24 protein-coding genes and 1 tRNA gene are annotated in these 18782 nt (G+C 70.9%); 3 read left to right on the top strand and 22 right to left on the bottom strand.

The genetic code is table 11. The annotated features are described in order from the left end of the window. Positions 1-91: 91 nt before the first annotated feature. Positions 92-706, bottom strand: coding sequence for a choice-of-anchor G family protein (locus tag D1350_RS16990; RefSeq protein ID WP_125777207.1), 615 nt, complete (start codon positions 704-706; stop codon positions 92-94). A gap of 287 nt (positions 707-993) precedes the next feature. Then, positions 994-2217, bottom strand: a complete 1224-nt coding sequence (locus D1350_RS16985) for an RtcB family protein (protein WP_125777206.1) — start codon at positions 2215-2217, stop codon at positions 994-996. A 157-nt stretch (positions 2218-2374) separates the two neighbouring features. On the opposite strand from D1350_RS16985, the gene D1350_RS16980 reads away from it, so the two are divergent. The 3 genes from D1350_RS16980 to D1350_RS16970 all read left to right on the top strand — a co-directional run bounded on the left by D1350_RS16980 (position 2375) and on the right by D1350_RS16970 (position 3122). After that, positions 2375-2662 carry a hypothetical protein gene (locus D1350_RS16980; protein ID WP_125777205.1) on the top strand — a complete coding sequence of 96 codons (288 nt, stop codon included), beginning with the start codon at positions 2375-2377 and terminating at the stop codon, positions 2660-2662. A 69-nt stretch (positions 2663-2731) separates the two neighbouring features. Continuing rightward, positions 2732-2808: transfer RNA gene (locus tag D1350_RS16975), tRNA-Ile, on the top strand. A 119-nt stretch (positions 2809-2927) separates the two neighbouring features. Next, a complete protein-coding gene (locus tag D1350_RS16970) occupies positions 2928-3122 on the top strand; it encodes a hypothetical protein (protein ID WP_125777204.1) in 195 nt (64 codons plus the stop codon). Positions 3123-3339: 217 nt separating this feature from the next. On the opposite strand, the gene D1350_RS16965 is transcribed toward D1350_RS16970, so the two are convergent. From D1350_RS16965 to D1350_RS16880, 20 genes are all read right to left on the bottom strand, one after another. Beyond that, complete coding sequence (locus D1350_RS16965; RefSeq protein WP_125777203.1) at positions 3340-3615, bottom strand: hypothetical protein; 276 nt, start codon at positions 3613-3615, stop codon at positions 3340-3342. Between the two features lie 3 nt (positions 3616-3618). Then, a complete protein-coding gene (locus tag D1350_RS16960; protein WP_125777202.1) occupies positions 3619-4611 on the bottom strand; it encodes a peptidoglycan recognition protein family protein in 993 nt (330 codons plus the stop codon). Between the two features lie 11 nt (positions 4612-4622). Next, positions 4623-5018, bottom strand: a complete 396-nt coding sequence (locus D1350_RS16955) for a hypothetical protein (RefSeq protein ID WP_125777201.1) — start codon at positions 5016-5018, stop codon at positions 4623-4625. Positions 5019-5022: 4 nt separating this feature from the next. After that, entirely contained in the window at positions 5023-5679 is a 657-nt protein-coding gene (locus D1350_RS16950) for a hypothetical protein (RefSeq protein ID WP_125777200.1), read from the bottom strand. A gap of 32 nt (positions 5680-5711) precedes the next feature. Beyond that, a complete protein-coding gene (locus D1350_RS23810; protein ID WP_164545199.1) occupies positions 5712-5879 on the bottom strand; it encodes a hypothetical protein in 168 nt (55 codons plus the stop codon). A gap of 13 nt (positions 5880-5892) precedes the next feature. Next, positions 5893-6876, bottom strand: coding sequence for a hypothetical protein (locus tag D1350_RS16945; RefSeq protein ID WP_125777199.1), 984 nt, complete (start codon positions 6874-6876; stop codon positions 5893-5895). 10 nt (positions 6877-6886) lie between these two features. Continuing rightward, on the bottom strand, positions 6887-7981 hold the full coding sequence (locus tag D1350_RS16940) for a hypothetical protein (protein WP_125777198.1): 1095 nt from the start codon (positions 7979-7981) through the stop codon (positions 6887-6889). After that, on the bottom strand, positions 7978-9405 hold the full coding sequence (locus D1350_RS16935; protein ID WP_125777197.1) for a hypothetical protein: 1428 nt from the start codon (positions 9403-9405) through the stop codon (positions 7978-7980). The genes D1350_RS16940 and D1350_RS16935 overlap by 4 nt, the downstream gene beginning before the upstream one ends. A gap of 4 nt (positions 9406-9409) precedes the next feature. Beyond that, positions 9410-11698: a phage tail tape measure protein gene (locus tag D1350_RS16930; RefSeq protein WP_125777196.1), complete on the bottom strand. Its 2289-nt coding sequence runs from the start codon at positions 11696-11698 to the stop codon at positions 9410-9412. A 37-nt stretch (positions 11699-11735) separates the two neighbouring features. Further along, positions 11736-11873, bottom strand: coding sequence for a hypothetical protein (locus tag D1350_RS23805; protein WP_164545198.1), 138 nt, complete (start codon positions 11871-11873; stop codon positions 11736-11738). Next, a complete protein-coding gene (locus D1350_RS16925) occupies positions 11870-12328 on the bottom strand; it encodes a hypothetical protein (RefSeq protein WP_125777195.1) in 459 nt (152 codons plus the stop codon). Before D1350_RS16925 ends, D1350_RS23805 begins: the two co-directional genes overlap by 4 nt. 10 nt (positions 12329-12338) lie before the next feature. Then, positions 12339-12809: a hypothetical protein gene (locus D1350_RS16920; protein WP_125777194.1), complete on the bottom strand. Its 471-nt coding sequence runs from the start codon at positions 12807-12809 to the stop codon at positions 12339-12341. Next, positions 12809-13837 (bottom strand): phage tail tube protein, encoded by a 1029-nt coding sequence (locus D1350_RS16915; protein ID WP_125777193.1) that lies wholly within the window; start codon positions 13835-13837, stop codon positions 12809-12811. Before D1350_RS16915 ends, D1350_RS16920 begins: the two co-directional genes overlap by 1 nt. Positions 13838-13846: 9 nt before the next feature. Further along, positions 13847-14116 (bottom strand): hypothetical protein, encoded by a 270-nt coding sequence (locus D1350_RS16910; RefSeq protein WP_125777192.1) that lies wholly within the window; start codon positions 14114-14116, stop codon positions 13847-13849. Between the two features lie 162 nt (positions 14117-14278). Beyond that, a complete protein-coding gene (locus tag D1350_RS16905; RefSeq protein ID WP_125777191.1) occupies positions 14279-14755 on the bottom strand; it encodes a hypothetical protein in 477 nt (158 codons plus the stop codon). After that, on the bottom strand, positions 14755-15264 hold the full coding sequence (locus D1350_RS16900; protein ID WP_125777190.1) for a hypothetical protein: 510 nt from the start codon (positions 15262-15264) through the stop codon (positions 14755-14757). Before D1350_RS16900 ends, D1350_RS16905 begins: the two co-directional genes overlap by 1 nt. A 4-nt stretch (positions 15265-15268) precedes the next feature. Further along, positions 15269-15502 (bottom strand): hypothetical protein, encoded by a 234-nt coding sequence (locus D1350_RS16895; RefSeq protein ID WP_125777189.1) that lies wholly within the window; start codon positions 15500-15502, stop codon positions 15269-15271. 84 nt (positions 15503-15586) lie between these two features. Then, positions 15587-16819 (bottom strand): phage major capsid protein, encoded by a 1233-nt coding sequence (locus tag D1350_RS16890; protein WP_125777188.1) that lies wholly within the window; start codon positions 16817-16819, stop codon positions 15587-15589. A gap of 134 nt (positions 16820-16953) precedes the next feature. Then, complete coding sequence (locus tag D1350_RS16885; RefSeq protein WP_125777187.1) at positions 16954-17613, bottom strand: HK97 family phage prohead protease; 660 nt, start codon at positions 17611-17613, stop codon at positions 16954-16956. Continuing rightward, positions 17610-18773 (bottom strand): phage portal protein, encoded by a 1164-nt coding sequence (locus tag D1350_RS16880; RefSeq protein ID WP_125777186.1) that lies wholly within the window; start codon positions 18771-18773, stop codon positions 17610-17612. The genes D1350_RS16885 and D1350_RS16880 overlap by 4 nt, the downstream gene beginning before the upstream one ends. Positions 18774-18782 lie beyond the last annotated feature (9 nt).

The raw sequence follows: 18782 nt of genomic DNA, 5'->3' as shown, positions 1-18782 counted from the left end.
CGGGATCCAGCAGCGCGATGCTGTCCAGAGCCGTGCCGATGGAGGCGTCGAGCGCCGTCTCGAGGGTGGTCTCGACGGGGGCGAGAGCACTCTAGACGGTGGTCGAGACGTCGCCCAGCACCGGGCTGTGCGCGTCGATGGTCGCGCCGGCGATCGAGTACGTGCCGGTGGGCACCTCGCCCGGGTTGGCCGTCGCGGTCGCCTCGATCGCCTCGAGGGTGAGGCGCAGGTCGTCGATGGCGGCGCTCACCGCGGGTACGTCCGCGACCCAGGGCGTCACGTTGATCTCGGCGCTCGCGATACCGGCCGACGCCGTCGCCGGCTGGTTGGGGCCCTCGACCGTCGCCTGCTGGGAGATGCCGCTCAGCGCGAGGAGGGCGTCGCCCTCGGGCGGGCCGAACAGCGGCAGGCCGACGACCGGGACGGTCACGTCCGGCAGCGCCGCGCCGCCGGTGTCCGTCCCCGGGTTCGAGGGATAGCCGGCTTCCGCCGAGTCGATCAGGGCTCCGAGGTCGAGGCCGAGGACCTGACCCGCGAGGAAGGCGCCTTCGGCTTCCGCGGTGTCCCCCGGCGCTGCGGCCGCCCCGATCGCTCCGGAGAACGTCGAGACCGCGACCAGTGCGGTGATCCCGACGCTCGCGCCGAGGCGGCGCACCCGGCGTGCGCTCCGCTCGGCGATCCTCGTTGTGCGACGCGAAGAGATCACGTCCGTCACCCCCTGGGTAGTCCGATGGCCTCGTTGCCTGTTCCGAAAAATGGCACGGGAAAGTGATCGACGCCACTTAAGACGTTGATGCGGGGGGTGAAATATTAAGGCAGGGAAATGGTGAAACTAAGGTTCTTAATCGGACACAGCGGGTGAATTAAATGCACCAGAAACGGACGGCACGGAGCAAAGCGCAGTTTTTGAAGAATGCCCCTTCCCGTCACACGGGCCGACGGCGGGCCTCACCTCCGGTACGGGAGGCGAGGCCCGCCGTCGGGCAGCACTGGTCAGCCCTTCACGCACAGGACCGTGCGCAGACGGGCGACCACCTCCACCAGGTCCTGCTGGGCGGCGATGACGCTGTCCAGGTCCTTGTACGCGCCCGGGATCTCGTCGAGCACGCCGGCGTCCTTGCGGCACTCGACGCCGGCCGTCTGCGCGGCGAGGTCGTCGGTGGTGAAGACCTGCTTCGCCTTGGTCCGCGACATCCGGCGCCCCGCGCCGTGGGACGCGGACCAGTACGACCGCGGGTTGCCCAGGCCGCGCACCACGTACGACCCCGTGCCCATGGATCCCGGGATGAGCCCCAGGTCGCCCTTGCCGGCGCGGATGGCACCCTTCCGGGTGACGATCAGCTCGGCGCCGTCGACCTGCTCGCGCGCCACGTAGTTGTGGTGCACGTTGACACCCTCGTCGAAGGTGACGTCCACGCCCGGGAACTCGTCCCGGAACGCCTGCACCGCGAGCGCCATCATGACCGCCCGAGACCGGGCCGCGTACTCCTGCGCCCACCAGAGGTCGTTGAGGTACGCGTCCATCTCGGGGGTGCCCGCCAGGAAGACGGCGAGCTCGCGGTCGACGATGCCCTGGTTGTGGTCCAGCCGCTTCGCGATGCCGACGTGGTGCTCGGCGAGCTCCTTGCCGATGTTCCGGGAGCCGGAGTGGAGCTGCAGCCACACGGTGTCGTCCTGGTCGAGGCACACCTCGACGAAGTGGTTGCCGCCGCCGAGGCTGCCCAGCTGCTTCCGGGCCCGGGTCTCGAGCTGCCGCACCTTGGGGTGCAGCGTCTCGAACCGGTCCCAGAACGCCTCCTCGCCGCGGAGCCGCTCGGCCCCGCCGGAGCCCTTGACGGGCCGCAGCCGGCGGAGGTCGACCTGCTGGTCGTGCGCGTGGAAGCCCACCGGGATGGCGGCCTCGATCCGGGAGCGGAGCCGGCTGAGGTCGTCGGGCAGGTCCGCCGCCGTGAACGAGGTCCGCACGCCGATCATGCCGCAGCCGATGTCCACGCCGACCGCGTTGGGCGAGACGGCGTCCCGCATCGCGATCACCGAGCCGACGGTCGCGCCCTTGCCGAGGTGGACGTCGGGCATGACGCGCAGGCCCTCCACCCAGGGGAGGCGGGAGATGTTCCGCAGCTGGTTCAGCGCGGCCGGCTCCACCTCGTGCTCGTGCGCCCACATCAGGGTCTCGGCCCGGGCGCCCGACAGGGCGACCGGAAAGGTCATGGACATGATGGTTCCTTCGTCAGTTCTCGTTGTGGCGTCCGCGCCGCTCGCAGAACCTAGGGCCACGACCCGTACGGGTACCAGCGATTTAGCACCATCCTGGCCGACGGCGGACGCCGTCGGCCAGGATGCGAGGCCCGGCCGGCCCGCGCCACGATGGAGCATGGACAGCTACATCGTGCCCGTGACGTTTCCGGACCTCGACATGGCCACGCGCGAGGCCGGAGCTCTCGTGGACGCGTTGCGCGCCTCCGGTCTGCACGCCGAGATGGTCGCGGAGGCGCTGGGGACGCAGGGCAACGCGGACCGGCCGGACCCCGGCCCGACCACGCGGGAGCTGCACGTCCGCGCGACAGGCAGTGCCGACGACGTGCGGCAGCGGGTCCAGGAGGTGGCCGACGGCCGCTTCCCCCGCGGGATCCTGCTCCTCGGCGATCCTCTGAAGGTGTGAGCACGGCCGGTCCACGGAGCGTCGCGCCCGGCCTGCGGACCAGCGCGAACGGGTATTCTCGCCCGTAGCGCCCCGTTAGCTCAGCTGGTCAGAGCAGGAGACTCATAATCTCTCGGTCACAGGTTCAAGTCCTGTACGGGGCACCAGGTCAGAGGTCATATCGGGCATCAGCGCTTCACCTTATTCTTTCCCGTATCCCGAAATCCGTCACCCGGATGGCGGGCTCCCCTCCCCCACCTGCGACGATCCGTGCGACCCTGGGTACATGACCTGGGACGTGGGGACCCTGCCGCCTGACGAGGACGACGACGCGTGGTGGCGCACCGAGCCGGCCGAGCACAGCACGCGGCGGCTGCGGGCGCTGCGCAAGCTCGGGCCGAAGTTCGAGGCGCTCGACGTCGTGCGCGCGGAGGCTGAGCGGCTGGGTGAACCTGTCGACCTGAGCGAGGATCCCGAGTAGACGGCGGCGGGCAGCAGCGGTAGCGTCTGTCCCGCACCACCTTCCCCGCGCACGCGGGGGTGAACCGGCTGTCTGGCAGATGTCTGTGGGGTCCCCGCGCGTGCGGGGGTGATCCGAGTGCACGAGCCGGTGACGCAGTTATCCCCGCCGCTGCGGGGGCATGACGAAAGCGCCCCACCTCCGAAGAGGTGGGGCGCTTCGTGTTCCGCTCCTGGGGTCAGTGTCGCGCGAGTGGCACCGGCGACGCACCGGGCGCACCGGCTACGAAGTCGGGCCGTGCCAGCGACGTCAGCACGGACACCAGCGCTCCGCCGAGGAACGCGCCGCCGAGCGTGACGTAGTTCAGCGTCAGCGCGTTCACGATCTGGGCCGTCTCGCCGGGCAGCGCGCCCGCGCCGACGCCGACGCCGAGCACGAGCAGGCAGAACTGCGCGCCCGTGGCGATCGCGCGCTCGGCGGCACCCTTCCAGAACGACAGGGAGGCGTAGATCATAGGTCAGCCCTCCGGGGTGTCGACGGTGTAGTAGCGGGCGAACGCCTCGGAGTACCCCGCGTCCGACAGGTTCGCGGTCTGGGCACCGGCGGCCCGGAACGCAGAGAGGTCGGCGGTGTTGACGACCTTCGCGCCACGGCCGCCGAGCACGATGAACGAAGCGCCGTCCGAGGCGCGTCGGATGATGAGCATGTCGTCCTCCTGGTTCAGGGTGTGTGCCGTCCTGAGGGCGGCCTGGGTCTTCTCGCCCACGACGCCGTCAGGGGTGAGCCCCACGGCGGCCTGGAACAGCTCGACGGCGAGACGCGTCGCGGGACCGAAGTCGCCGTCGACGCCCGCATCACCGAGGTCGTAGCCAAGGTCGACGAGGATGCGTTGCAGCGCCTCGACGTCCGTGGCCCCGTCGCCCTCGCGCAGCACGGGCCACCCGAGCGCACCGGTCCACTCGGGACCGGCCACGGCGGGCAGGACGCGGTCGAAGACGACGTCGATGGTCGGGTCGGTGGGGCACGCCTTCCCGAACGAGCCCGACGTCTTCACGCTGACCGGGGTGCGCTGCAGGCGACCGCCGTAGCGCTCGTGGCGCGGGAAGTTCCCGTCCACGCCGAGGCGGTGGTACCCGATACCCGCGTCGCCGGAGAACCGCGCCGCACGCAGCGGCACGCCGTCACGCCGGTGCGCCTCGCGGGCGAGCGCGACCATGGCGCGGATCTGCGCCTCGGTCGGCGGACCCCAGGCGCCGACGATCTCCACCGAGATGATGTGCACGGCGCCGTAGTCCGCGGCGCTCTTGCACGTCGAGTCCGAGAGCTGCACGGTGCGGCCGTCGCGGAAGATGACGAAGTTCGAGCCGGCGCGCCCGTCACGCCACGAAGCGATCGTGCGCGGGTCGCCGGTCCCGGCCGTGATGTGGAACGAGAGCTGCGTCTTGTCGTACTGGCGCAGCGCGTTCATCCAGCCGATGGGCTCCCACTCGGCGCATGCGTATCGGGCCATGTGGAGCCCTCCTAGCCGATGACGTTCGTGATGATCGCGACGGCCAGGCTGACCGCCCCTGCCATGACCGCGCTCGCGAGGGCAAACCACGCCTTCGTGTTGAGCGAGCGGTAGTTCTCGTTTCGCTTCTCCTCGTGCGTGTCGACCTTGTCGTCCACCATCTGGATCTTCTGCTCGAGGACGCTGTGATCGGCCCGCTTCTCCGCCACCTGCGCCTCCAGGCCGGTGAAGCGACGGTCGATCGCGTTCTGGTACTGCACGAACTCCGGCCGGGGGATCATGCCGTTGAGCTTGTGGTCCACCCCCTGCACGAGAGAGCGGACGTCGGAGAGCATCTGCATGAGCATCTGCATCTCGCTGCCGCTCAGGCGCCCGGTCTGCGGGGGCTGGGGGTGCTCGGTGCTCATCAGGTCACCCCACCCGGATGGCGGAGATGGTCTGGATCCCCATCGCCTGCGTGCCACCAGCCGTCGCCGTGCGGCAGCGCATGGACAGGGTCGTGGGGGTCGCCAGCTCGACGAGGCGCGTGAAGTCGACGGTGGAGTTCTGCACGCCGCCGATGTCCGTGAGGGAGAGGGTCGCCTGTGCGCCGAAGCCGGTGACGCCGTTGACGGTGGAGATGCCGACGTCGATGCGGGTCGCGGCGCCCGGCGACAGCGTGAACGCGGCCGACACGGTGACGAGGAACTTCCCCGCGGGCAGCACGATCTGCGCCGGGTCGGTGGCGACGGCCCACGTGGGCGCGGCCGTCACGTTGCCGCCGCCGGCTCCGTCGTCGGTGTAGGACCGGCCCACCTCGGAGAAGATCGTCACCCAGGTGGTGCCGTCGATGGTGCGCTCCAGCTCGGCGCCCGTGCCCGCGTCCACGCGGTGCACGTACAGCGGGTGCGCGGCGTCGATCACGCCGCCGGCGGCCTGGATGTCGGACACCAGCTGCGCGCGGGCGGTCAGGTTCGCAGCGACCTTCACGTCCCGGACGCTCGCCGAGAACGCGCCCAGCGCGTTCTGCATGTTCGGCGTGACGCCGACAGTCGGCGGGATGTCGTGGCCGTACACGTTCAGAGCCATCGGTCACTCCTTTCCGGGAGGGGGACAGGGCATCAGGTACGCCCGCCTGGTGGTTCGGAGATCGGCTTCTCGACGGGCTTGGGCTCCATCGCTGCGGTGTTGGCGTTCACCGGGGCGGGGTCGCCCTTGGCGATGTGCCAGGCGATGTGCACGTCCCACAGGCCGGTGATCGCACCGCAGACGCTGCAAACGATGTGCACGGCGGGTCCCTTCTCAGGCGGGCCGGAGGAAGGTCAGGGTCAGTGAGGCGTCCGTCCATCCGGAGTAGTCGCCGCCCGCGGTCCGGAACCCGCGAACCGCGCCGGTGCGCAGCCCTTCGCAGGTGGTGCTGTCCAGGCCGATGTGCGACCATCCGTCGGAGCCGTCCGAGGCGTCGGAGAACGTGCCGCCCGAGCCGGTAGGTGCACCTGCGGGGCGGGACCCGTGCGGGGATCCCTGCACGGTGAGGGTCCTCGCTCCGTACTCGCCGTCGTTGCGCCGTGCGTTCAGGCGGGCGACGAGGATCTCGGTAGCGCCCAGGTTGGTGACGAGGTTGCCCCACGTCGCCAGCCCGGTCATCGGACCCGACCCGCGGCCGTTGCCCTGCCACATGGTCGCCGGCCAGCCGTAGCGGCCCACGTTCCAGGTGTTCCAGCCGACGGTGCCGGACGCCCGCCAGGACCCGGACCACGTCGCGGCCAGGGTCACGGTCGCCTTGACCGTCCTGGGTGCGGTCGACGGCTCCGACGGCGACTCCGGCGAAGGTCCGGCAGCCGCCACCGACGACGGTCCGAGCGCGAGGTACGGCAGCCCCCACGCGTCCGTCAGGACGCGTGCCGTCTGCCCGACGGTGTACGTCCCCGGGATGGCGGGCAGCGGGGTCGCGGCGCCGTTCCACGTCACGGTCACGGTCGTCCCAGCCACCGCGGTGACGGTCGCCAGCGGCGCGGGCTCGGCCGGTCCCTGGGTGCCGATCACATACGCCGGGCGCCCGGCGACCACGTCCCACAGGACGACGGCCTGGCCGCCCACCACGTACTGCGCGGCGAGCGCGGGCACCCACACTGCCGCGTCCCGGACGCGCACCTGCACACGCTTGCCGGGGACGTCCACGGCGTGCACGTAGGCCAGGGACGTCGGGGTCGGGTCGGCCCCGGGCGGCGGGCCCTGCGGCTGCGTACGCTTGAGCCGCCCCGCCCATCTCAGGTCAGCAACCACGACGCCCCCCTCACGCCGCCACCGCGACGGTCGTGGTCATGTCGCCGTCCTCGACGGTCAGCGGCAGCTTGTAGCCGGTGACGTAGCCCCACTCCCGCGCGCCGTCCACGTGCACGGACACGGGGTCGTCGAGCTCGATGCGCGGATCGGGGGCGTGCGTCACGGTCCTCGACCTGGACGGACGCACGGACCGGGCACGCAGCGACTCGGCGGACGTCTGCAACGCCGCCCGGGTGGTGGCGAGCGGCGTTGACCACTCCTGCACGACCTCGCCGTAGGTGTCGACCGCCATGGGCCCCGACGTCGTGCGGGCCTCCGCGTAGAGGTTCTCCAGGCCGGGCGCGGACGACCTCGCACGAACCACGTTGTACCCGTCGCGGTTGTCGTTGAACGGGGCGCTGACGACCGTGCCGCGGGCGCCGGTGACTAGCCCGTCGGTGAACTCCAGCACCGGCGTGGGAACCTCCGGCAGCGGGGCACGGAACAGCGCCTGCCCCCAGTCGTCCGACCGCAGCAGCGCGGGCCACGCGTCCGCGAGCTCGGCGAGTGCTTCGAGCCGTCCCGACTTCGTGATCGCCGCCGACGGGACCGCGCGGTCCACGAGCGCGTCGTCGAACGCGACCGAGACGCCCGCCGGTGCCAGGCGCCGCGCCAGGGCGGCGAACGTCTCCCCCGCGGTGGGCTGCACCGGGCTCGCCGTCGCCGAGTCCTTCGCCAGGCGCAGCATGCCCTCACCGGTGACCGTGATCGCGCTCGGGCTCTCCTGCCACCCGGTGACCAGGAACCGGCCCTGGCGCAGCGTCCACACGCCACCGAGCTTCGAGGTGACGATCACCGACACGTCCAGGCGCTGGCCGAACCGTGCCAGCGGGTGGTCCGGGTTGCCGCGCGGCGACCAGTCGACGCCGTCCACCCGGCGCGGAACGACGAGACTGAGCTCGCAGATCTTGTCCGACGAAACCGCGTACGTGATCGAGCCACGGGACACCGGCACGTCGGACGCGAGCAGCCGCCCGTCCGCAGACCACGACGCCACCCGGGGTGACCATCCGGCCGACCCGCCGAGCACCTCGGCGAGGCGCTCGGGCTCCTCGACGACCCTCACAGCGTCTTCCAGTCGACGGTGCTGAACGACTCCCAGTCGCCCAGCCCGGCGAGGAAGTCGTTCAGCTGGGTGTAGTCCCAGCCGAGCCGGACCATCGCGGCGTTGAAGTCGGCCCACGAGTTGAGCGCGACCGCCCGAGACGGCTCGGGGTCCGACGTCCCGGCGACGGTCAGCGACCACTGGTACAGGCTCGAGAAGCCGATGCGCCTCGACGACCACGACGCCGCCCGCACGAGCTGCGACGCGGGGAACAGCGGCCCGCCGATGCCGGGCGTGGACCGCATGACGATCGGGCCGCCGGCGACAAGCATCGCCTGCACGGCGAGCGTCTGCGCCCCCTCCGCCTCCACCACCAACACCTGGTCGTCGGCGAGCGCGACGTCGTAGCGGGCAGGCCGGTCACGGCGGCCCGCTACGTCGGACTCGTGGAACCGGGGCTGACCGGTCCGGCTGAGGTCGAGGTTCGCGAGGTCCACGAACGCGACGGCCGCCCCGTCGAGCGACTGGAGCACGATGTCCGACTCGCAGTCGATGACGACCGATCCGACGCTCTCCAGCAGCACGACGCCGTCGGACGCGCTGAGCATCCGGTAGGTGACGACGGCGTTCAGGGCGGTCCGGTTGTCGACCAGGGTGACGGTCGCGGCCGACGCCGCGGTGAACGTGCCGCCGGGCACGTCCCACACCTGGCCGTCGGCGGTGACGCCCACGAGCCGGTACCGCGTACCGGCGACGAGCGTCTCGGTGGTGATGCGCACCGGCTTCGGCTCGGTCGTCTCGACAACCTCCAGGTCGAGGCGGGTCGACTCGGTCGACGTCGACGCGTGCGGCGGGCCGGTCCAGTCGTAGCGGCGGTCGGGGCTGTCCGTCGTGTCGCCGTCGATGTACGCGCCGACGACGGACGTGTCCGGCTCGGCGAGCGCGCACGTCACGTCGACCGTGGCGCCGAGCGGGAAGATCTGGCTCGGCGAGCCGAACCGCGAGCCGAACGCGCCCGCGACGACCGTCGACACGAAGGCGGCGGCCAGGTAGGTCCACGTGTTCGCCGGGATGGCGACGGACGGCCCGTTGATGCTGCTCTCGGAGAACGCCGCCGTCTGCTGGTACCCGGCCACGCGGCCCAGGGTCACCGGGACCGAGGTCCGCACCCAGATGCCCGCCACGAACGGCGTGCCCGACGGCCAGGAGCCGAGGTTGACGTTCGGGATGGAGTAGCCGAACGACGACACCCCGCCCGTGTTCGCGGTGGTGTAGGTGTAGCGAGCGTAGGTCGTCGCCTTCGTGCCGTCGGGCAGCGTCGGCCCGTCCGTGGCACCGACAACCATCGTCTCGGACACGACGCCGCCCGTGCCCGCCACCGACGTCCAGTTGGCTGCGACGGTGGCCCGTGGGTCCGTGACGACGTTGGTGCGCAGGACGGCCAATGTGTCACCGCCCTTCGAGCAGAGATTCGATCTGGGCTGCCACCTCGGCGGAGGCGACGGCCATGAACTGCTGCGCCATCCGCCGCAGCGTGTCCTCCGACAGGTCGATCGCCCCGTCGTTCGGCAGCACCCGCTCGTTGCGGCCCGAGAGGTTCACCGCGACGCCGCGGTGCGGCAGGATGCCGCCCTGGTCCATGAGCCGCGGCGGCAGCAGCCCGCCGTTCGCCATCGCCCAGTGGACGTGGTCGAAGTGGTTCGCCCGGGTGACGCCGCTCGTGTTCCCACGACGGCCGCCGCGCAGGATCTGGTTCCCGCCGGCGGGCGAGTAGAGCAGTTCCTGCGAGCGTCCGCCGTAGGCCGCGTTGATCGCCCGGAAGATCGCCATCAGGCCAGGCCCGCCCGCGAGGTCCACGGCCCGCCCGAGCGCGTGCATGGACTGCACGCCGAAGCCCGCGACCCTCGCGCCCGGCCGGAACGCGGACGTGATCCGCACGCCCGGGATGAGCGCCTGAGCCATCTGCGACATGGCTCGCCAGCCGACGACACCAGCACCGGGCGTTGCGTCCGGTCCGCCCGACGACAGGAACTCCTTTACCCGGTCCACGAGCCCGCCCGCGAACTTCGTCGGCAGGGTCGCGAGGACCCGCCCGAGCGGGTTCCCGGCGATGCCCGTCGCGAACGACCCGACCGCCGCACGGATCGCACCCGCCGGGTCGGACAGCACGCGCGCCGCCGTACCCACGCCCGAGACGACCCGGTCGACCGTGTCGCCGATCCAGTCGAGGATGCCGCCGCTCGCCATCGGGGTGAGCCCGAAGCCGAACCGCTCGGCCACCGCCGCCAGGATCGACGTGCTTCGGCCGCGCTTCGACTGCGCGAGCGGGATGTAAGCCTCGCCGCCCGTCTCCGGCTCGGCCCAGACGCGCCACGCCCCCGCGGGGGCGATCTGCGCGCGGTGGTCCTCCGTGCCCTGGGCGAACTTCACCAGCGCCGCCTCAGGCAGCTTCAGCGAGTCCAGCCCGACGTCGCCGGCGATCGTGTTCCACCACTTGCGGATCCCGTCGTTGTAGACGGTGCCCAGGACGAAGTTCACCGGCCTGGCGGCGGCGCTCTTGATGCCCGCCCACACCTCGGCGATCTTCTCGCCCGCGGTGGAGAAGCCGTTCTTGATGGCGTCGATGCCCTTGGAGAATCCGGGGACGAGCGTCTTCGTCCACCAGTCACCGACCGCGGAGACCGCGGACTTGATGCCCTTCCACGCGCCGTCGATGATCTTGCGCGCGGTCTCGTTGTTGTTGTACAGCCACACGATCGCGCCGACGAGCGCCGTGATCGCCGTGATGACGATGCCGATCGGGTTCGCGCGCAGGGCGGCATTGAACAGCCACGTCGCCGCCGTCGCGATCGTCGTCGCCGTCCGGTAGATCCCCTGCCAGTGAGCGGCCACCATGATCGCCGCCGTAGCCACGCCGAGCGTGATACCGAGCGCCGTCGCCGCCCCCGAGTTGTTCTGGATCCACGTCACCGCGGAGATCGCCACGCCGACCAGGTCCGCCATGGCCGGGAGCAGCAGCGTGCCCACCTTCGCCTGCATGTCGGCGAACTGCGCGCTGGCGATCTTCGTCGAGTTGGCGAGCCCGTCGGACGTCTCCTTGAAGTCACCGGCCGCCGCCGCGCCGTCGCGCTGCACGATGGCCAGCGTGGCGGACGCCTTCTCCGCGGCCGTCAGGTCCGCCGCCGACTTCTTGCCCGTCGCGCCCAGCGCCTCCTGCTCGACACGCGCGGCGCTGATGTTCGGGATGAGCGCCTGCAACGAGTCGTACTCGCCACGCAGCGCCGCCGAGATCCTGTCGAGCACGTCGTCCGTGTCGAGGTTGTGGAACGAGCCCAGGTCGGCCGCGAGCCCGACGACGTTCGTCGACGTCTTCGCCGCCTGCTCGCCCGTGAACCTGAGCTGGGCGAACATGTCACCGAACCCGGACACGGCGCTGAGCGCGGCGGACTTCGACAGGCCGAAGTTCTTCGCCGCGCCGTCGGACCACTTCTGGATCTCCGCAGCGTTCTCGCCGAAGATGACCGTCGACTTGTTCACCGTCTCGGTCATGTCCGAGGCGGCACCGACGGCATCCTTCGCGAACTTGCCGACCATCGCGCCGATGCCGATGCCCGCGACGACGCCGCCCAGCTTCTCCCACCGGCCGCGGTTGTCATCGACGCGCCGGCCGACGTTGTCGAGCGTGCCCGACGCGCGGTCCCTGGCAAGGATGTCGAAGACGAGCTGTGTCGTGGTCACGACGTCACCTCGCTCTCTGCCTCGGGGACGTCGCCGCCTACTTGGCTTGCGCTGCGGACTTCTCCTGCTGCGCCTGCCATTCGTCGGCAGCGCGCGCGAACAGCACCCACTCGTTGAACGTCAGGTCCCACACGCCGCGCGGGGTGATCCCCGGCCACACGTGGCAGATGGTCACGAGCCGCTTGTAGACCGCTTCTTCGATCCAGGGCTCTGCTGCCTGCTCCGGGAGCGCGCGCCCGGCGCCGCCGCCGTCGGCTCCTCGGCGTCGACGTCGCCCCGACCGGAAGCCGTCGGGGCTGACGTAGGGTCCTCCGCCTCCGGGACGTCCTCGGCATCGTCGTCGCGCTGGTCGCCCGGATCCTCGACGATCTCGAGATCGGCCTCGGCGAAGTTGCCCGCGGTGTCGAAGGACACCTTGTGCCCGGCCGCCCGCAGCGTCAGGAACAGCGCCACCTGGAAGCCGAACGACTCGTTCCGCTCCAGCTCGGCCTGGATGTCCTTCATGCGCATGCCGGTCTGGCGCTGCATGTCGGCCATGTCGCCGATCTTGCCCTCGCCCTCACGGACGAGGCTGGTCTCGACGCCGACGAACGGGGCGCCCGCGGGCCCCAGGAACTTCACACGTGCCACGATGTGCCCCTTACTCGACGACAGGGTTCCTGGACGCGAGCGCGTCCAGGCCGACCTTGATGGCGGCCTCCAGCTCGCGCTTGAGGTCGTCCGACTGCGACACGGCACCGAGGCTGAAATAGCCCGTGCCCTCCTGCTCGGCCCACGTGTCCTCGCGGCCGAACACCGGGTGCCGCCACTCGCGCATGTTCATCGGCTTCGCGATCGCGCCCCTCGTGGAGACGAGCCGCACCGTGGTGCGCGTCTTGCCCGCGGTGACCCGCAGACGCAGCCCCGACTTGATCTCCTCGCGCGCCGACCCGAGCGGGTGCCGCACGTCGGTCGCGCCCTGATAGTCGTCGAGGATCCGGCCCATCTCGGCGATGGCCGAGTCGCCCGAGCGGCGCATCCGTCGGCGCACGTCCCGCGCGAGAGCCGGCTCGAACTCCTTGAGGTCCGCGAGGAACTGCCGCAGGTTCGACCGGATGTCGAACTCGGACATCAGGGCGTCAGGTCGGTCGTGCGGTAGACGACACGGATGGCCGGGCCCGCGTCGGGCTGGAGGCCGACGAACGGAATCTGCGTGGCGATGACGTCTCCGCCGTTCGACTGCGGCAGCGCGTTGTCGAGCTTGACGACGGGCACGTGGATCTGGACGACGGGGTTCGCCGACGTGCCGATCGTCGACGTGTGCGTGAACGTCAGCAGCAGCGCGAGGTTCGACCGGTTCATCTGCGCGGTGAGCAGGCTCGTGTCGGTGAACTCGGCCGTGATCGAGCCGGAGAGCTCACCCCGCCCGACGACGTTGCGCCGGCTGCGGCGCCCCTGAGCGCCCAGGGTCGGGACGTTGTCGTCGAGGCCCTGGTTCCACTGGAGGCTGAACGACCGGATGTTGCCCAGCACGGTGCCGCCCGAGGCGAGCGCGTCGGCCGTCGCCGCGGTGACGGTGCCGCCCAGCACGATCGCGCCGTGCACGAACGAGAACACGTCCAGGCCCGCCGGGTACGACGGCGCCGCGTACGGCGTGCCCGTCAGCAGCACCTCGCGACCGGTCCACGTGGTGCCGATCTGCAACAGCCCGCCCGGGTCGGCCGAGAACTGGATCTGGTTGCACATCATGCCCGCGAACGTCAGCGGCACAGTCGCACCGCCACCCACGGGCGGGACGCCCTTCTGGATGGTGTACGACGGCAGCGGGTCCGTCGTCGCGGGCGTGTGCACCTGCTGGAACACGCCTGCCTGCGTGGGGACGGGGGTGTTCGTCACGGTGCCGAACGCGGCCTCCAGGATGCCGCCGAGCGCCTTCGTCGTCGCGACGAGGTTGATGTCGCCGTCGACCTGCTCACGGCCGAGGAAGTTGCGGTTCGCGAGCGGGATGCGCGAGCCAACCCGCATACCCTCGCCCTGCGCGAACTCCGCGGTACGGTTCAGGCTCTCGGACTCGAACTCGAGGAACTGGTCGACGGTGACGGGCGTGCCGTACGTCGTCTCCTTCTTGAGTCCAATCGAGCAGTCGAGCTGCGTGGTCATGGCCGTCTCCTATCGGCGAGCGTCGACGAGGCGCTGACGCTTCTCGTCGGCAGATCCGGTGATGGGCAGGCCCGCCGCCTTGAGCGCCTCGTCGAGCGCCTGTCCGCGCAGCGGGTCGTTCTCGTCGGTCGGGTGGAACGGCCGCCAGTTGTCGGCCTGGTCGAGCAGCCGTGAAGCCTGCTCGTCGGTCACCTCGATCACCTCGTCGGCGTCGACGATGCGCCCGAGCAGCGGCACGTCGAGCGCACCGAAGCGGGAGACGTTCTTGATCTTGGGCATGACTGGCTCCTGGTCAGGGTCCGGTGATGTAGGCTGGATGCTCAGTAGCGGCGCAAGCTGCGGCGGTCCCGGGGCCGCAAAGAGCTCGGTGTGGCGGTTAGCTCAGCGGCGCCGCCTCTGGAAGGGGTCATTCGCCCTCGTGGCGGATGACCCCTTCTGGCGCTACGGGCCGGTGACTCGTGCTTGGGCGGTGAACGTGGCCTCGACCTCGACACGGCGGCCGTCCGCCAGCAGCGCCTCACGGGAGTCGCCGCGCTCGCGGTAGCCGGTCAGGAAGCAGTGCCGGACGACGCCGCCCAGAGTCGTGTCCGTCTGGCGGACGTGGTGCTCGATGAGGCGCAGCAGGTCCACGGCGCGGTCGGCGCAGACCTTCTCCAGGTCGTCGTTGTTGCCCGCGCGGAAGCAGGCGATCCACACGGTGAGCCGCAGCGTCTCCTCGCGGGAACGGTTCGTCCCCATCGTGGCGACGGCCTGCTCGATCTCGACCTCGTCCACGGCGATGACGTCGTCCCAGCTCTGACCCGCCACGCCAGGGTGACCCCACGAGGTGAACACCTGCGCCGGGTCGACGAGGGAGCGGATCGCCGTGAGCATCGCGGCCTTGAAGTCGTGGCCGAGCGTGGCGGTGGACGTGGGCATCAGGCGAACCCGGGGTCGTCCGAGACGGTGGCGCAGAGCTCGCGCACGCGGCGCGGGATGGCGAACCCGTACGGGGTGGTGGCGTCGGTGGACGGGCCGGGCGCGCCACGGTTGACGGTCTGGCGTCCCGACTTCCACAGGTGCACGGCCATCTCCACGGCGGCGAGCTTGACGGTGGCGGGGATGTCCGCCGCCGCCCAGCCCGCCTGGTACGAGACGACGACGACCCCTGACGACGGCAGACCGGACACGATGCCCGCTGCGAGGTCGACGTCGGCGGCGAACGCGACGCCGTCCACGGTGACCGTGACGTTGCGCGCGTTCAGCGGAAGGTACGCGGTGCGGTGCCCGGTAGGAACCGGATGCGTCGCCGTGCCGACCTCCACCTTGCCGACGATCGACTCGACGACCTCCTGAGCCGTGTCGACCAAGAGCGCCAGGTCGCCCTGCTTGGACGCCTGGACGCTGCCCAGCGCGGCCTGCACGTCGGCGGTGGTGATGAAGGCCACCGGGTCACCGCTTCCGCGTGGCGCGGCGCCTCGCCGGGGCCGGTACTGCCTTCTCGACGTCGTCGGCGACCGGCACGGCCTTCTCCGGCTCGGCGGGTGCGGCCTTGACCGCCTCGACCTGGCCCGCGTTCAGCATGCCGACCACGACGGAGTCGGGCAGGTCGATCGTCTCGCCGACCTCGGGCCACACGCGGCCGTTGATGAGACCCGAAGGACGGACCTTCACTCGAACCTTCATGACGAACCTCCTGTGACCGTCGGGCCGGGTGGTGGGTGGGGGGCGCCGGGATTCACCCAGGGGCGCCCCCACCCGGTGTCAAGATCAGGTCGCCGAGTGGGCGAAGAACTTGACGGCGTTCGGGTCGATGGCGACGGCGCCGGTGCGCACCAGCGCACGGAACGTCACCTGGTCGTTGCCGAAGTGGTACTCCGCCGACCGCTCGAAGCGCAGGCCGCCGGCGATGCGGACCTTCAGCGCCGACCAGTCGCCGAAGAAGATCGACTTCGCGTTCGCCGCCGGGGTGGCGAAGAACGAGTCGATGTAGACCGGCTTGCCCAGGACCAGGTCCGGGTCACCGGCCGTGAGCGCGGGCTGCCACACCAGCTCGCCGGTGCTCGTCTTGAGCTTGCGGATCATGGCGGCCGTCGGGTCGCCCATCACCCACGCGGCCCCGTTGCGGTAGTCGTTGAGCACCGAGTGGAACAGGTCCACCAGCAGGTCGGAACCCTGCCCCGCGGTGGTCTGGCTGCCGAGGGTGGTCGACGTGCCCACCGGGCCGGTGACACCGGCCGTGGTGAAGCCGGCGATGGCGGCGGCAGCCGCGACCTGGCTGATACGGCGGCCGAGCGCGCGCCCGGCGTTGCGGGCGATGTAGCCCTCCAGGTCGAACGTCACGTCCTGAACCAGCTCGGTCGGGACGTCCGTCAGGAAGCCGTACTTCGCGACCGACAGGTTCACCGTGTCGATCGTCGAGTCCGACTCGACGATCGCGCCGTGGGCCGCGACAGCAGCGCCGTCCGTCGCCGCGTGCGCGGTAGCGCGCGGCATGGGCAGCGTGTTGCCGTCCGCGGTGTTGATGATGTCCACACCGGCCTGGAGGAGCTGCGTCGTGCTGACCGCGTACTCCCACAGCTGGCCGTAGACCCCGTTGGGGCCGACGCCGCCGGTGGCGGACATGTCACGGGTCTCAGCCCCGCGGTTGCGGATCGCGCGAGCCTCGGCACCGCGCACGGGCGCGATGTCGTAGCCGTCGCCGACACGGGCGTTGCGCGCCCACGTCTCGAACTCGGACGACTTGCCCTCGGACGCCTTCTGCGGGTCGCGCCCGGTGACCGAGCGGAACGACTCCTCGAGCTCACGGCCTCGCTGCTCGCCCTCGGCGATGGCCGACGCCCGCTTCGCGAGCGTCTCCGCCTCGGCGATCATCTGGTCGAAATCGGTCTGCTCCTCGACCGACAGGTCACGGCCCTCGGTCACGCCCTTGGTGGCGATCTCCTGGGCCTTGGTGATGAGCGCCGCGCGGCGCTCCATCAGGGTGTCTGCGATGCTGGTCATGACAGTCTCCCCCTTCTGGGGACTCGTGGATCTGGTTGAGTCCCGGTGGGGGTCGCCCTGCCGGATTGCGGGTGTTGCGGAACCGCTTGAAACGGGTGGGGTCGCCCTGCCCGTTCGGTCAAGCGGTGGTCGGTCTAGCGCAGGCTCATCACCTTGGCGAGGGCCGCCTGAGCGGAACGCCTGCGCTCCTGGTCGCTCGGGGCGTCCGTGCGCTTGAAGAACCGGCTGAGCTCGTTCGCCTGCGCGAGCTGGCGGACCTCGGCCGGGTCGGCGTCGAACTTGCGCGCCAGGGAGTCCAGCGCGCCGCGGGTCACGACCGAGGTGTCCTCGTACGCCGGGGTGTTCACCGGGGCGACGTCGAGCAGCCGCCCGCTGACGAGCGTGCGCAGCGGGAAGCCCTGGTCGGACTGCGTCCAGTCGTCCTCGAAGACGATGAACGCGAACGACGACTGTGCGACGTCGCCGCGCTGGACGAGCTCGTAGACGTCCGCGCGCGAGCTCGGCAGCTCGACGTCGTACGCGAGCCCGATCTCGTCGAGACCCAGCCGCAGCGTGCCCGCCCGGGACGTGCCGAGAACCATGTTGTCGTCGTGGTTGTACCGGGCGATGACACCCGGCCAGCCGTCGCCACGCGACTTGTTGAAGAACGTCGGTGCGATGCGCTCGACGAACCCGCCCAGGTTCTGCGACATGCGGTCGAACTTCGCGGCATAGCCGCCGATCGTCATGGCGTTCGTCTTGCCGGCGCGGGTTTCCACCGCGACCGACGTGAACCGCCGCTCAGCCTCAGTCATGGTTCGTCTCCGTTCCGGATCACCGGCGCGCCGTTCGGCCGGGGGATGTTGTAGGCCTGGCCCTGGCCGTTCGGCAGCGGGGGCCGGTCCTCGAGCGCGCGAGCCTCGTCGAGGTTCAGGCGGCCGTCCTTGAGCTGGGCGCCGATGACCTCGGTCCGCGTCTTGATGTCGGTGCGGATGGTCGCGTCGACGTTGAGCCTCAGGTACTGCCGTTCGGGCAGCATGCGCGCGATCAGCTGCTCGAAGCGGACCAGGTAGGGCCGCATGTTGTTCGCCCGGTTCAGCGAGCGTGACTCGTCGGTCGCGTACGTCAGCGACTCGGTCGCGCTGCCGCCGATCTCGCGCGGGTCGATACCGAAGATCGCGGCCGTCTGGTTGGCGGTGAACTGCATCGTCGCCAGGAACTGCGCCTGGTTCGGCGGGACCGCGGTGACGTTGAGCTCCCAGTCGCTGCCGGTCACGAACGGCAGCCCCGAAGCGAACGACTTCGCCGCGCGCGCCTGGATGCGCTGCGCCACCGCGGCGTCGAGCGTCTTCGCCGTGTTCTTCAGCGTGGCCGGGGGCAGGCCCCCACCACGCGACAGGTCGGCGTACTCCTGCGCCGAGCGGCCCGCCTGCCAGAAGGTGCGGAAGTGATCCAGCGGGGACACACCGAGGATGCAGCCGGCGGGCACGATCCACGGCGAGTGCACGATGCGGGACGACCCGTACGGCACCTGCTCGCCGTAGATCGTCCACATCTTCGTCGTCTCGTTCAGCGACCAGTCCGACCGGTTCAGCCACCGGATCGCGATCGGGAAGCCGAAGCCGTCCGTCGCGGTCACCCAGCCGACCGAGTTGCCGTGCACCGCCTGGCCGTACGCCCACTGCCCGACCCACTGGCCGAAGCCGATGTCTCCCGGCTCGTCGAGGCGGGTCACCAGGCGCGGCAGTGGGGCGCGTACCCGAGAGTCGCCGTCCTTGCGGTAGGCGTCCACCGGCAGCGTCGACATGAAGTCGACGATGTGACGCACCGCGCCGAAGAACGGCACGAGGTGCGTCGCGTCCTGACGGGAGCCGGGCGACGGACCGCCCGCCTCCCACTCCGCCCATCCGGACATGGACCGCGCCGCAGCAGCAGGCGGCCAGAACAGGGAGGCGATGCGCTCCGAGAGCTTCACGGCGCCTCC

The organism is Antribacter gilvus (assembly GCF_003946865.1).
GTDB classification, from domain to species: Bacteria; Actinomycetota; Actinomycetes; order Actinomycetales; family Cellulomonadaceae; genus Antribacter; species Antribacter gilvus.
The sequence above is the reverse complement of the archived record's forward strand: the minus strand, read 5'-3'. Positions and strand labels throughout refer to the sequence as shown.